Origin of the sequence: Citrobacter sp. Cs237 (assembly GCF_030332325.1) — a bacterium.
GTDB lineage: Bacteria > Pseudomonadota > Gammaproteobacteria > Enterobacterales > Enterobacteriaceae > Citrobacter_A > Citrobacter_A sedlakii.
Genome location: NZ_JAOWIB010000108.1, coordinates 327,142 through 340,506, shown reverse-complemented (window position 1 = coordinate 340,506; position 13,365 = coordinate 327,142). Strand labels below are relative to the sequence as shown.

General features: G+C 52.7%; 14 protein-coding genes. 5 read left to right on the top strand and 9 right to left on the bottom strand.

The annotated features are described in order from the left end of the window. Positions 1 to 10: 10 nt before the first annotated feature. A complete protein-coding gene (locus OGY07_RS18690; RefSeq protein WP_060568926.1) occupies positions 11 to 475 on the bottom strand; it encodes a YjiG family protein in 465 nt (154 codons plus the stop codon). Further along, positions 475 to 1,194 carry a nucleoside recognition domain-containing protein gene (locus OGY07_RS18685; RefSeq protein ID WP_042285602.1) on the bottom strand — a complete coding sequence of 240 codons (720 nt, stop codon included), beginning with the start codon at positions 1,192 to 1,194 and terminating at the stop codon, positions 475 to 477. The genes OGY07_RS18690 and OGY07_RS18685 overlap by 1 nt, the downstream gene beginning before the upstream one ends. Before the next feature lie 301 nt (positions 1,195 to 1,495). Here OGY07_RS18685 and cstA point away from each other — a divergent pair, with 301 nt between their 5' ends. Both cstA and OGY07_RS18675 read left to right on the top strand, forming a co-directional pair. Beyond that, positions 1,496 to 3,601 carry a pyruvate/proton symporter CstA gene (gene cstA / locus OGY07_RS18680; RefSeq protein WP_060568925.1) on the top strand — a complete coding sequence of 702 codons (2,106 nt, stop codon included), beginning with the start codon at positions 1,496 to 1,498 and terminating at the stop codon, positions 3,599 to 3,601. A 55-nt stretch (positions 3,602 to 3,656) separates the two neighbouring features. After that, on the top strand, positions 3,657 to 3,854 hold the full coding sequence (locus tag OGY07_RS18675) for a YbdD/YjiX family protein (RefSeq protein ID WP_042285592.1): 198 nt from the start codon (positions 3,657 to 3,659) through the stop codon (positions 3,852 to 3,854). A gap of 74 nt (positions 3,855 to 3,928) precedes the next feature. Here the strand turns inward: OGY07_RS18675 and OGY07_RS18670 are convergent, their stop codons facing one another. The 4 genes from OGY07_RS18670 to dsbG all read right to left on the bottom strand — a co-directional run bounded on the left by OGY07_RS18670 (position 3,929) and on the right by dsbG (position 7,758). Next, on the bottom strand, positions 3,929 to 4,546 hold the full coding sequence (locus tag OGY07_RS18670) for an IbrB-like domain-containing protein (protein ID WP_042285588.1): 618 nt from the start codon (positions 4,544 to 4,546) through the stop codon (positions 3,929 to 3,931). Beyond that, positions 4,531 to 5,754 (bottom strand): phosphoadenosine phosphosulfate reductase, encoded by a 1,224-nt coding sequence (locus tag OGY07_RS18665; RefSeq protein WP_042285585.1) that lies wholly within the window; start codon positions 5,752 to 5,754, stop codon positions 4,531 to 4,533. The genes OGY07_RS18670 and OGY07_RS18665 overlap by 16 nt, the downstream gene beginning before the upstream one ends. A 151-nt stretch (positions 5,755 to 5,905) precedes the next feature. Continuing rightward, entirely contained in the window at positions 5,906 to 6,808 is a 903-nt protein-coding gene (gene citR / locus OGY07_RS18660; RefSeq protein ID WP_060568923.1) for a DNA-binding transcriptional repressor CitR, read from the bottom strand. 203 nt (positions 6,809 to 7,011) lie between these two features. Continuing rightward, positions 7,012 to 7,758, bottom strand: coding sequence for a thiol:disulfide interchange protein DsbG (gene dsbG, locus OGY07_RS18655; RefSeq protein WP_060568922.1), 747 nt, complete (start codon positions 7,756 to 7,758; stop codon positions 7,012 to 7,014). A gap of 375 nt (positions 7,759 to 8,133) precedes the next feature. On the opposite strand from dsbG, the gene ahpC reads away from it, so the two are divergent. After that, positions 8,134 to 8,697, top strand: coding sequence for an alkyl hydroperoxide reductase subunit C (gene ahpC / locus OGY07_RS18650; protein WP_000052802.1), 564 nt, complete (start codon positions 8,134 to 8,136; stop codon positions 8,695 to 8,697). 240 nt (positions 8,698 to 8,937) lie between these two features. Beyond that, positions 8,938 to 10,503, top strand: coding sequence for an alkyl hydroperoxide reductase subunit F (gene ahpF, locus OGY07_RS18645; protein ID WP_042286200.1), 1,566 nt, complete (start codon positions 8,938 to 8,940; stop codon positions 10,501 to 10,503). Positions 10,504 to 10,579: 76 nt separating this feature from the next. Here the strand turns inward: ahpF and uspG are convergent, their stop codons facing one another. Then, positions 10,580 to 11,008 carry a universal stress protein UspG gene (uspG, locus tag OGY07_RS18640; protein ID WP_042285573.1) on the bottom strand — a complete coding sequence of 143 codons (429 nt, stop codon included), beginning with the start codon at positions 11,006 to 11,008 and terminating at the stop codon, positions 10,580 to 10,582. 224 nt (positions 11,009 to 11,232) lie between these two features. Here uspG and OGY07_RS18635 point away from each other — a divergent pair, with 224 nt between their 5' ends. Continuing rightward, complete coding sequence (locus OGY07_RS18635) at positions 11,233 to 12,471, top strand: zinc-dependent alcohol dehydrogenase (protein WP_060568921.1); 1,239 nt, start codon at positions 11,233 to 11,235, stop codon at positions 12,469 to 12,471. Positions 12,472 to 12,474: 3 nt separating this feature from the next. On the opposite strand, the gene yldA is transcribed toward OGY07_RS18635, so the two are convergent. Next, positions 12,475 to 12,564: a small membrane protein YldA gene (yldA, locus tag OGY07_RS18630; protein WP_275477531.1), complete on the bottom strand. Its 90-nt coding sequence runs from the start codon at positions 12,562 to 12,564 to the stop codon at positions 12,475 to 12,477. Between the two features lie 230 nt (positions 12,565 to 12,794). Continuing rightward, positions 12,795 to 13,205 carry a nucleoside diphosphate kinase regulator gene (gene rnk / locus OGY07_RS18625; RefSeq protein WP_060568920.1) on the bottom strand — a complete coding sequence of 137 codons (411 nt, stop codon included), beginning with the start codon at positions 13,203 to 13,205 and terminating at the stop codon, positions 12,795 to 12,797. Positions 13,206 to 13,365: the final 160 nt, after the last annotated feature.

The following is a 13,365-nucleotide window of genomic DNA, read 5'->3' as shown; positions in this document are numbered from 1 at the left end:
CGTCCTTAATTCAGAGAATGATGCGCATCAGCAGCATCGCGATAAAGGCGTTGACGATCGAAATGACGATCATCAGCGGAATGCGTTTGGCCTGGGTGCCAATCACCCCGAGGATACGGCCCAGATATTGCACCTGCGAGCCCATCAGATAGATAGCCGGGGCGAGGATCGCCAGATGTTCGCCGCTGATGATCCCCTTATCGAACAAACCGATAGCGACGCCAATGCCGCCGCCCATCGACATCCAGCCGCCGATCAGTACGGCGGCGGCTTCGCCGGGTAAACCAAACAGCCCCATCAGCGGAGCGAAGATCATGCCCATGCCTTTCAGCGCGCCGGTGATCTCCAGCGCCTTGATGATAATGAAGGCCATCACGACATTGGGCAATGTGCTGCTGGTGGCGATGTTCCAGCCTTTACGCGCGCCTTCAACGAAGACATCGGTAATAACCGGTTTAGCATTTTGGGCGCTCATCAGGCTTCTCCTTTTTCCGCGGTGACGGCAGGGGCTTTTTTCCCGCTGAACGTCAGAATCAGGCGCATCAGGTTGGCGCCGAAAATTTTCATCACGAACATCACCATGATGCAAACGCCGATAGACGTTGGGACCGCGGGCGTACCGTCCATCGCCATCAGCGTGAACAGGATCGCGCCGGAGGAGAAGAAGTTGGTGATCATTGCGCCGGCGGAAAACTGGAACATCGCGAAGATATCTTTCTCTTTTTCCGTAATCTGTCCTTCATCGGACAAATTGCGGGTCAGTGAAGCTCCTACGTCAGTGCTTTGCAGGCTGCCGATCATCGCCAGTCCGGTGTTGCCAGGGATCCCCAGCAGCGGGCGCAGCAAGGGCGTTAACAGGCGGCGCGCGGCGCGCAACGCGCCATAATGCTCCAGTACGTTGATCATGCCGAGGGCGAACATCACCGCCGGAATGAGGCCCAATGCAAATAAAAAGCCGTCCATCGCGCCGTTCCCCCCCACGCCGCGAAAGGCGCTGGTGGTGGTGGTGATCGCGTCGCCTTGCTGACTCACGCCGCTCACGACGCGTCCGAACGCGCCGTTGAGCGTGGTGAAGTCAAAGACCCCATACCACTCTTTTCCACCCAATAACCCGGAAAAAAAGACGGCGGCAAACGCCAGGGCGAAATACGCGCCGGGTCCTGTTCTTTGCTCCTTTACCTCTGTACTACTCATTTCCTTCTCCTTGTAGATATGCGTTTAGCCCACTTATTCTGACGATGTAAGCAATTAAAAAGATGATTCAAATCATTTCATTGGCGGCTACAACGGTGAGGAAACAAAAATTGTGAGCTGTAAAAAAAGTTTCACATTTTGTGCGGTTTTCCTGCGGATAGTGATCCGCTTAACAATGCAATGTAAATATCAGGTGATGGTTCAGGTTTATTAGGTTGTCAGGTTGTTAAAACTGAAAAAGATGTTATAGAAACAAAATGTAACATCTCACTTCTCTGGAACATGCAAACGGATAACAACCATGAATAAATCAGGGAAATACCTCGTCTGGACAGTGCTCTCGGTTATGGGGGCGTTCGCTCTGGGCTACATTGCATTAAACCGTGGGGAACAGATCAACGCGCTATGGATCGTGGTGGCGTCGGTCTGCGTCTATCTCATTGCCTACCGTTTTTACGGCCTGTACATTGCCAAAAATGTGCTGGCGGTTGACCCGACGCGCATGACGCCCGCCGTGCGTCATAACGACGGGCTGGACTATGTGCCGACCGACAAAAAAGTGCTGTTCGGTCACCATTTTGCGGCGATTGCCGGGGCAGGGCCGCTGGTGGGGCCGGTGCTGGCGGCGCAGATGGGTTATCTACCGGGAATGATCTGGCTGCTGGCCGGGGTGGTACTCGCCGGGGCGGTACAGGACTTTATGGTGCTGTTTGTCTCGACCCGGCGCGACGGGCGTTCGCTCGGCGAACTGGTGAAAGAGGAAATGGGGCCGACCGCCGGGGTCATTGCGCTGGTGGCCTGTTTTATGATCATGGTGATCATCCTCGCGGTGCTGGCGATGATTGTGGTGAAAGCGCTGACTCACAGCCCGTGGGGGACGTATACCGTGGCGTTCACCATTCCGCTGGCTATCTTCATGGGGATTTATCTGCGCTATCTCCGGCCGGGACGCATTGGCGAAGTGTCGGTGATTGGGCTGGTATTCCTGGTGTTTGCCATTATCTCCGGCGGCTGGGTCGCGGAAAGCCCAACCTGGGCGCCATACTTTGACTTTACCGGCGTACAGTTGACATGGATGCTGGTGGGGTACGGCTTCGTGGCGGCGGTGCTGCCGGTGTGGCTGCTGCTGGCGCCGCGTGATTATCTCTCCACCTTCCTGAAGATCGGCACCATTGTTGGCCTGGCGGTAGGGATTTTGATCATGCGCCCAACCCTGACCATGCCTGCGCTGACCAAATTTGTCGACGGTACGGGGCCAGTCTGGACCGGTAACCTGTTCCCGTTCCTGTTTATTACCATTGCCTGCGGCGCGGTGTCCGGGTTCCATGCGCTGATCTCCTCGGGCACCACGCCGAAGATGTTGGCGAATGAAGGACAGGCCTGCTTTATCGGCTATGGTGGGATGCTGATGGAATCCTTTGTGGCCATCATGGCGCTGGTTTCCGCCTGCATCATCGATCCGGGCGTCTACTTCGCAATGAACAGCCCGATGGCGGTTCTGGCCCCAGCCGGAACCACGGACGTGGTAGCGTCTGCCGCGCAGGTGGTCAGTAGTTGGGGCTTTGTGATTACGCCGGATACGCTGAACCAGATCGCGAACGAGGTCGGCGAGCAGTCGATCATTTCCCGTGCGGGCGGCGCCCCGACGCTGGCGGTGGGGATGGCGTACATTCTCCACGGTGCGCTGGGCGGGATGATGGATGTCGCCTTCTGGTATCACTTCGCGATTCTGTTTGAAGCGCTGTTTATTCTCACTGCGGTGGACGCCGGGACGCGCGCTGCACGCTTTATGTTGCAGGATCTGCTGGGCGTGATCTCGCCCGGGCTGAAGCGTACCGATTCACTGCCCGCTAACCTGCTGGCGACGGCGCTGTGCGTGCTGGCCTGGGGTTACTTCCTGCATCAGGGGGTCGTCGACCCGCTCGGCGGCATTAACACCCTGTGGCCGCTATTTGGTATCGCCAACCAGATGCTGGCGGGCATGGCGCTGATGCTTTGTGCGGTGGTGTTGTTCAAGATGAAGCGCCAGCGTTATGCATGGGTGGCGCTGGTGCCTACCGCGTGGCTGCTGATTTGTACTCTGACCGCCGGCTGGCAGAAAGCCTTCAGTCCGGATGCGAAAGTGGGCTTCCTGGCGATCGCCAATAAGTTCCAGGCGATGATCGACAGCGGCAATATTCCGGCGCAGTACACCGAATCGCAGCTGGCGCAGTTGGTTTTTAATAACCGTCTGGATGCCGGGTTGACGATCTTCTTTATGGTGGTGGTTGTGGTACTGGCGCTGTTCTCCATCAAGACCGCGCTGGCGGCGCTGAAGGTGGACACGCCGACGGCGAAAGAAACGCCGTACGAGCCGATGCCGGAAAACGTGGATGAGATCGTCGCGCAGGCGAAAGGCGCGCACTAAGTTATGCATCACCCTCTCCCGCACCGGGGGAGGGTGTGTCTGTTAAGGGGGAATGATGTTTGATACGCTTTCGAAAGCCGGTAAATATCTGGGCCAGGCGGCGAAGCTGATGATTGGCGTACCGGATTATGACAACTATGTTGAGCATATGCGGGTGACGCATCCTGAGCAGACGCCGATGACCTATGAAGAGTTTTTCCGCGAGCGTCAGGATGCGCGATACGGCGGGAAGGGCGGCGCGCGCTGCTGCTGATGCTCATCCTGATTTCTGTGGCTGGGGCTGTGACTTCCTGCGCCTTGTAGGATGCTGAGCATCAGTCGTTCTGCTTATTTCACCGTCCAGGCCTTCGAGAATCGACGATTGGCGAACAGTTCCTGCAGACCGTTGATCTGTTTCAGGCGCAGCACTTCATCGTCGTCCATGCCCAGCTCTTTGCCTATTTTAGCGTCATCCCAACCCAGTAACGCCAGTTCGCGGACAATTTCTGACATCGCGTGGATCTGATGCCGCCCCCTTGCCCGGTTATGGCGAATGGTGGCCGCCATCCGATCGTGGCGTTCGCCTTCCAGGCAGGTAATGGGTAAATACCCTTTCAGCCGCGTTTTTAGCGCCGCCCGGCCTTTGCCCAGCTCGTGACGGTGAAAGCCATCGACAATTTCATACTCTTCTTCACTGGCCTGCGACACCACAATGGGTTGGGTGAAACCATCCTCTTCAATGGATTTCAGCAGCAGTTTCTTTTCCGGTGGCGCGACGGTATTGGGATTGTAATCATTGGGCGCGATATGCTCGTTTTTGATCCATAAAACGCAGTCTACCGGTTGGTCGCGAAACGGGCTGACGCGATGAATGGCCATTCTGAATTCGTTGATGGCTTTAATGCGCTCTTCTTCGGACAACGCAGAAAGAAAGTGCGTGAGTTCCTGTGTTAGTCGTTGTTGCATAAAATTCCCCACTCTTTACGTTTTGCTTTCATGCGATCGCTGTAACGTTGGTAACTCTTTGGCTTCGTCGGACTGAAAGAGAGCGCCCGACACCAGTAATCATTATTCAGTAAAACCTTACAGATGCGCCGCCAGGACGGAATGTCTTTCGCGCCAATATCACCCGCCTGGGTTTCCGGGATCTCCCCGTCGCCTTTTTTCTTATACCACTGCAAATAGACGGCAATTTTGTTTCGGTAATGCTCTGCCGTTTTCTCCGGCATACTTTGCAAGAGCAGCATGGCGTACTGCTGCCAGCTTAAATGGTCGGGCTTGAGGATCTTCCGATGCCCGTAAAAATGATTGTTTTGTCCGGCGTATATTCCGCCGCTTCTGACGCCGCTGACGCGTTCGCACATAAGCGCCCATCTTTCAGGTTCAATAACATGGTACAGCCACAGCCCCTGGCGTTGTTCAGGGCCAAACGGTTCGCAAATGCGCATATAGCGAGCCGGAACGCCAGCCTGATACATCAGGTTATAAAGCGGATTGCAGGGCAGTTTTGTTTGTGCGAACCAGGTCCAGATATCCGCGGTTTTCCAGTCATATATCGGGTAGATATACCAGGTGTGTCCGCCCGGCGCGGCGGTGGTCCAGGGTTTATCATCGGCAAAACGTTGCTTACTCAGGCTGGCGATGGCGACAAAACGGTTATAAGACTCATCTGCACGAATACCGACCATCATGGCGGCCGGGCGTTTATTAGAAAACCAGTCGGCGAATTCGCGTACGAATTGTTCAAACGTCATCCCGGACTGATAGAAGGAAAAATAGCCCGGGTCGGTAATCGCATCCGGCGGCGGCTGGCGCACCCAGCGGGTATTGGGTTCCCAGCATTGCCATTCTGGCTGGAATTGTGAGAGTGAATTTTGCGTTGTCAGGGGCAACGCCACCCAATAGAAATGCTCAATGACGTCGGAATATGTCTGGCGCAGTGCGTCAATATAGTCGATGGTGCAGGAAAACTGCGCCTCCCAGTCAATAAACAGTATACTAATTTTTTTGTTTAACTTGCGTGCAAGCTGTGCAGTTAAATGCAGCATGAGCCCGGAGTCTTTCCCGCCTGAAAATGAGACACAGACGCGTGGAAGATTCTCAAGGGTCCATGATATTCGTTCTTCTGCGGCTTCAAGAACGTTTTGATCTAAAGGAATCTTATAAACAGACATATAAAGCCTATCCCTGAACGGTAATATCATTAATATAATACAATAAGTAATTATATACGATAGGCCGTTTGAGGGATTGTGCAAAATTCATATTTATTATGAATGTGTTGGCGCTAAGTATTTATATAACAAATGCTTAGCGCTCAAAATCTTAACCGTCATTATTCATCCGTGAAATCATCTCCGAAAACATCTTATTATTCATGGAGGAACGGTTGTATAAGTAATAAAGCTGAACAGGTGGGATCGCAAATGGATAATTGATTCGTTTGAATTGTAATAATGGTTGATAGAAATCGAATATGACTCTGGGTATAAAACCAATAATGTCCGTTGAAGAAATAACGTTTGCAATAGCAATTAGCGACTGGCTACGAAAACCAATTTTTCTCCCCTTAATAATATTCTCGGGATGTAGTTGATATTCTTTCACACCTGGATCATCATGGAGAAACAGCGTGAATTGTTCTTCTAAAATGTCCTCCAGGGAGGAGTGTTCATTAATGCGAGGATGATCTTTGCTGCATACCAGAATACAATCTACAGGATTAAAAGGCTTGCAAATAACTGAACGATTATTCACTGGATATAAAGAAATGACCAGATCAGCTTTTCGATAAGCTAACAAATCTTCAGCCGACTCTTTGCTGGTGAGAATATCATGGTGTTCAATTTCTATGTTCGTATTCTGACGAACTTTCTTTATTAAATCCATAATACTTTCAGAAATAAGGAGTTGGGGGCCATAAATTATAAATCTTTTCCTGATTTCTGTCTCATGCATGATATTTATCGTCTGTTCAAGACTGTTCAGATTATTTTCCAGGTGGTGATGCAAGTTAATCCCCATTGTTGTGGGGGTAATGCCTTTACCAGCACGGATAAATAACGGATCGTTTAACTGCGTCCGCAACCGCTGTAGCGACTGGCTCACCGCTGAGGGTGTGATGTAAAGCGTTTCAGCCGCCTTACTGATGCTGAGATGCTGGTAAATACATTCAAAAATAACCAACAGGTTAAGGTCGAATTTTTTGAGATCGTAAAGGTTAGCCATGTTTTTTTCCTGTTTCCATTTCTAAGATGAAATTATCAATTGCATGTATATATCAGGTGTTGTCACTGATGAAAATTTAAGGATGTAAACTTAAAGGTACATTTAGTATGGCTAAAATAACACATTAAATTTTTTTTGGTGAAGAAATTAAGAAGTATTGAGGGCGATTATGGTCAATTTAATTTTAATCACCCCACAAAATGTTAATGACTTTTCATCATGGTTTCCAGTTGCGCGTTATCAGGTAAACCGACGACCTGCTGCAGCACATTGTCCTTATTCATATAATAGATAGCAGGCGTCACATTTGCGCCCAGATCGTCCATAATTTTTTGATGCATATTCAGGATCTTCATTTGTTCAGGCGGGACGGAGGCCGGCACGTTAAGTGGCATTTTGCCCCCCGAGGCTTCATAGTCATGCCAGACTTTAGCCGGATCTTTTTCCGCCAGAATGGCGGCGGCGGTCGCCGGGCTTTCCGGCTTAATGACCCCGACAAGCAAAGTACGTAGCTGCACTTTTCCGGATTCCACCCACGGGCGGGCCTGCTGCCAGAACTGTTTACAGTACGGGCAGAAGGGATCGGCAAAGACGTACAGCACCACCGGCGCATCTTTTTTGCCATCCAGCAGCCACGTGGCTTTTTCCATCCGCTGCCAGATTTCCCGGCCAGCCGGGGCATAAATCTCTTTCTCGATCAGTTGATTGCTCAGATTGTCGCCTTTTTCATTGTACATATAACCCGAAATCGCCTGTTTTCCGTCCGGCGTCAGGTAGATAGTCACCCCCATGTCCTGGTATTTTCCCAGATACCCTTTCATCCCACCCGGCGCGTCGAAAGACTTGATGATAGTAATGCCTTGTTTTTCGATGGCTTTAACCGGCGCCGGAAGCTCTTCGCCATGAGCGAGAAAGGGCAGCAGGGTGAGCAGAAGCGTGCGTTTAAACATTTTTATTCCTTATAAATCCAATGCGTTACGAGCATGATGGGCAAACCTATCACAGCCATAGGCAACATCTCGGAGGGAATGATTGCCCTTTTCCCGGCAGGGTGTTGTAATCCTTTTCGCTGTTACAGCCTTTGTTAAGGTAATGTAGAGCGCAACACTTAGCCAGTTTCACTGGCGCTGAAGTTACCTACGGGTAGTTCAGGTAACGGGGCCGCCTGCGAAGGTGGCCCTTTTTACGTTGGATTGTTCAGGTTCACCACGTTGGTGAGAGAAGGTTGTTAGCTAACGCTTATTGATTTGATAAAGGAAACGCATTAGCCCTGTCAGTCATTTTTCGTTACCTTACAACTCAACGAAAACACGGAGGAAGTACAGATGTCCTTGATTAACACTAAAATTAAACCTTTTAAAAACCAGGCGTTCAAAAACGGTGAATTCATCGAAGTTACCGAAAAAGATACCGAAGGCCGCTGGAGCGTGTTCTTCTTCTACCCGGCTGACTTTACTTTCGTATGCCCGACTGAACTGGGTGACGTTGCAGACCATTATGAAGAACTGCAGAAGCTGGGCGTAGACGTTTACTCTGTGTCTACTGACACCCACTTCACCCACAAAGCATGGCACAGCAGCTCTGAAACCATCGCGAAAATCAAATATGCGATGATCGGTGACCCGACTGGCGCCCTGACCCGTAACTTCGACAACATGCGTGAAGACGAAGGTCTGGCAGACCGCGCGACGTTTGTTGTTGACCCGCAGGGTATCATCCAGGCGATCGAAGTTACCGCTGAAGGTATCGGCCGTGACGCATCTGACCTGCTGCGCAAAATCAAAGCTGCCCAGTACGTTGCTGCTCACCCAGGCGAAGTGTGCCCGGCGAAATGGAAAGAAGGCGAAGCGACGCTGGCTCCATCCCTGGACCTGGTGGGTAAAATCTAAATTTCCGTCGTCTTTTCCGCCATAGCTGCGTTGGCGTCGCCTGTTCACCCCGGTCACTGACTTCCGTAAGCTCCGGGGATTCTCAGGCTAGCCGCCTTGCTGTGACGCGAAATACTTTGGAAATTGTTTCAGTCATGGGCGCGCCTGCGCCCATTTCATTCCAGCACCATGACGCAAGTTGCATTCAGGCGGCCCGTTTAAGGCAGCTTGCATGATGATGTTTTCAGAGAGGGAAGAATGATGCTCGACACAAATATGAAAACCCAGCTCAAGGCTTACCTTGAGAAACTCACTAAACCTGTTGAGCTGATTGCCACGCTGGATGACAGCGCTAAATCGGCAGAAATCAGGGAACTACTGGCTGAAATCGCCGAACTGTCGCCGAAGGTGACGTTCAAAGAAGAGAACAGTCTGCCGGTGCGTAAGCCGTCTTTCCTGATTACCAACCCAGGTTCTGACCAGGGACCTCGTTTCGCAGGTTCTCCGCTGGGCCACGAATTTACTTCTCTGGTACTGGCGCTGCTGTGGACTGGCGGCCATCCGTCGAAGGAAACGCAGTCTCTGCTGGAGCAGATCCGCGATATCGACGGCGAGTTTGAATTCGAAACCTATTATTCGCTTTCCTGCCATAACTGCCCGGACGTGGTGCAGGCGCTGAACCTGATGGCGGTGCTGAACCCGCGTATTAAGCACACGGCGATTGACGGCGGCACCTTCCAGAACGAGATCACCGATCGCAACGTGATGGGCGTACCGGCGGTCTTTGTTAATGGTAAAGAGTTCGGTCAGGGGCGTATGACGCTGGCGGAAATCGTCGCTAAAGTGGATACCGGCGCAGAAAAACGCGCAGCCGAAGAACTGAACAAGCGCGACGCTTACGATGTGTTGATTGTCGGCTCCGGCCCGGCGGGCGCGGCAGCAGCGGTTTATTCCGCGCGTAAAGGTATTCGTACCGGCCTGATGGGCGAACGTTTCGGTGGTCAGGTGCTCGACACGGTAGACATTGAAAACTACATCTCCGTACCGAAAACCGAAGGCCAGAAACTGGCGGGCGCGCTGAAGGCGCACGTCAGCGATTACGATGTTGATGTGATCGACAGTCAGAGCGCCAGCAAACTGGTTCCGGCAGCCGTTGAAGGCGGGTTACACCAGATCGAAACGGCGTCTGGCGCGGTGCTGAAAGCGCGCAGTATCATCATTGCGACGGGTGCGAAATGGCGCAACATGAATGTGCCGGGTGAAGATCAGTATCGCACTAAAGGCGTCACTTACTGCCCGCACTGTGACGGCCCGCTGTTTAAAGGCAAGCGCGTCGCGGTGATTGGCGGCGGTAACTCCGGCGTTGAAGCGGCGATTGACCTCGCGGGCATCGTTGAACATGTTACGTTGCTTGAGTTTGCGCCTGAAATGAAGGCAGACCAGGTGTTGCAGGATAAAGTCCGCAGCCTGAAAAATGTCGACATTATTCTGAACGCGCAGACCACGGAAGTAAAAGGCGACGGTTCGAAAGTGGTTGGTCTGGAATACCGCGACCGCGTCAGCGGTGATGTTCACAGCGTTGAGCTGGCGGGGATTTTCGTACAGATTGGTCTGCTGCCGAACACCAACTGGCTGGAAGGCGCCATCGAGCGTAACCGTATGGGTGAAATCATCATTGATGCGAAATGCGAAACAAACGTGAAAGGCGTGTTCGCTGCCGGCGACTGCACCACGGTGCCGTACAAGCAGATCATCATCGCGACCGGCGAAGGGGCAAAAGCGTCACTGAGTTCCTTTGACTACCTGATCCGCACGAAAACGGCATAAAAAGAAAGTAAGACGATACCTGCAATAAGAAAGCCCTGCCGAAAGGCAGGGCTTTATCGTTTATGAAGCGGTGAGTTTAACGTACGACCAGCACCGGCAGCGTTGCATGGCGCACGACGCTGGAAGCGTTAGATCCCAGCAGGTGCGTGGTGATCGACGGGTTACGTGAACCAATCACCACCACATCCGCATCCAGTTCTTCACCCAGCTCATTGACCACGTCGCGGACGCTGCCGAAGCGGACGTGCTGTTTAATACGTGACGGATCAATGCTGAAGTGCCCAACCATGGTTTGCAGTCGGGTCTCGGCTTCGTGCTGCAGATGTTCTTCGAAGCGACGAACGTCGGCGGCAAAACGATGCAGGCTCAGGCTGGCAGAGCCTGGCAATACATGTAACAAATGAATCACGCCATCCTGCTGCGCCAGAAACTCAGCGTGGCGGATCGCCTTGTCGCTTAGCTCCATTTCAAAAACATCAACCGGCATAATGATCGTCTTATACATACCCGTTTCTCCCTGTTAATGAATACTCAAATCATTCAAGCATATAATAATATTTCTTTCTGCTCTTTGTCTGGCACTTTTTCACTTCGTCCTGTTTCTTTAGCGAAAATGCCCCGCGCGTGCAGCCAGGAATAATCCCAAAGGCGCGCTGCGTGACGGCTTTTCCCCGCTGATGGCTACCCTTTAGAGATGCGCCGATTTTAAAACCCTGTACCGGAGGTTATATGAAAGCACTGACGTACCACGGTCCGCATCATGTTCAGGTTGAAAATGTTCCCGATCCCATTATTGAGCAACCTGACGATATCATCCTGCGAATTACCGCGACCGCCATCTGCGGTTCCGATCTCCACCTGTATCGCGGGAAGATACCTCAGGTTAAGCATGGCGATATTTTTGGCCATGAGTTCATGGGAGAAGTGGTTGAGACCGGTCGCGACGTAAAGACCCTGAAGAAGGGCGAACGGGTCGTGATCCCTTTTGTGATCGCCTGCGGCGACTGTTTTTTTTGCCGTTTGCAGCAATATGCCGCCTGTGAAAACACCAACGCCGGCAAGGGCGCGGCGCTGAATAAAAAACAGATCCCGCCGCCGGCCGCGCTGTTTGGCTACAGCCACCTTTACGGCGGCGTGCCGGGCGGACAGGCGGAGTATGTTCGCGTACCGAAAGGCAACGTAGGGCCGTTTAAGGTTCCGCCTTTGCTGTCTGACGACAAAGCGCTGTTTCTGTCGGATATCCTGCCTACCGCCTGGCAGGCGGCGAAGAATGCGCAAATCCAGAAAGGCTCGAGCGTGGCGGTCTTTGGCGCTGGCCCCGTCGGGCTACTGACCATCGCCTGTGCGCGGCTGCTGGGCGCCGAGCAAATTTTTATCGTCGATCATCATCCCTACCGACTGCGTTTCGCCGAAGCGCGTTACGGCGCGATCCCGATTAATTTTGACGATCATAACGATGCGGCGGAGCTGATTATTGAGCAAACCGCGGGGCATCGCGGCGTGGATGCGGTGATTGACGCCGTGGGGTTTGAAGCCAAAGGCAGCGCCACGGAAACGCTGCTGACCAACCTGAAGCTCGAGGGCAGCAGCGGGAAAGCATTGCGCCAGTGTATTGCTGCGGTAAGGCGTGGCGGGATTGTCAGCGTGCCGGGCGTTTACGCCGGATTCATCCACGGCTTCTTGTTTGGCGATGCGTTTGATAAAGGGCTGAGCTTTAAAATGGGGCAAACTCACGTCCATGCCTGGCTGGGCGAGCTGCTGCCCTTAGTGGAAAAAGGACTGCTCAAGCCGGAAGAAATCGTCACTCACTATATGCCGTTTGAAGACGCAGCTCGCGGGTATGAGATCTTCGAAAAACGTCAGGAAGAGTGCCGAAAAGTCATCCTGGTGCCGGGCGCGCAAAGCGCAGAGTCGGCGCAGAAAACGGTGAAAGGGCTGGTGAATGCGATGCCAGGCGGCGTTATCTGACCCTTACCAGCGCTTTTCCAGATACAGGACTGCTGCGATGACGATTGCCGCCATCACGAAAAACCCCAGCAGTATCGCAAAAGTCTCGTTCATGACTGTACCTGCCGGTGAAACCGATTAATAGCCTGTCCTGTCAGGCTATTTCATTTGCCCTTTGGAACCGGGCAGTGCGCAAACTGGCGGCGATAAAGACGCCGACTGAAACCGGCTCTAAGTATGGAACGGGCGGTGAAAGGATGAACCAGGAAGAAGGGATGATTTTCGGAAAGAGGATGCAGGGCATCCTCTGGGTAAAGCGGAAAATCGCTTATGCAGATGAGGGATTAACGCAAATAGTCGCCTGCGGCTTCTGGCTGGTATTCCAGTTCGAGCACTTCAAGGTGCGTGGAGGCGCCGCCCGGCAGTTCCCAGTGAATGCTGTCGCCGACGCGCAGGCCAAGCAGCGCCGCGCCCACCGGCGCCATCACCGAAAGCTGGGTATTACTGTCGGTCATTGCCGCAGGATAAACCAGCGTGCGCACGCGAATTTCGCCATTGCTCAGATCGCGGAATTTCACCCGACTGTTCATGGTGACGACGTCAGGCGGCATAGTTTCTGGCGAACACATCTGGGCACGATCCAGCTCGGCATTTAACGCGTCAGCAATGGGTAAGTCAGCATACGCGGGCTGCTCCAGCAGGCGATCGATGCGTTCTGCGTCAAGGTCGTTAATGATGATAGTTGGTCTGGACATTTTTACTCCATGTCGTCAGTACTGCGTTTTGCCGCAGATATAGATTCCCAAAAGAAAACCCTCACCGTCAGGCGGCGAGGGTTTAACTCTCCTGATGATACTGAGACTTCCGTGCACTTTGAAGTGATTTAGCTCACATTCAGGCAATTACCTGGTTGCT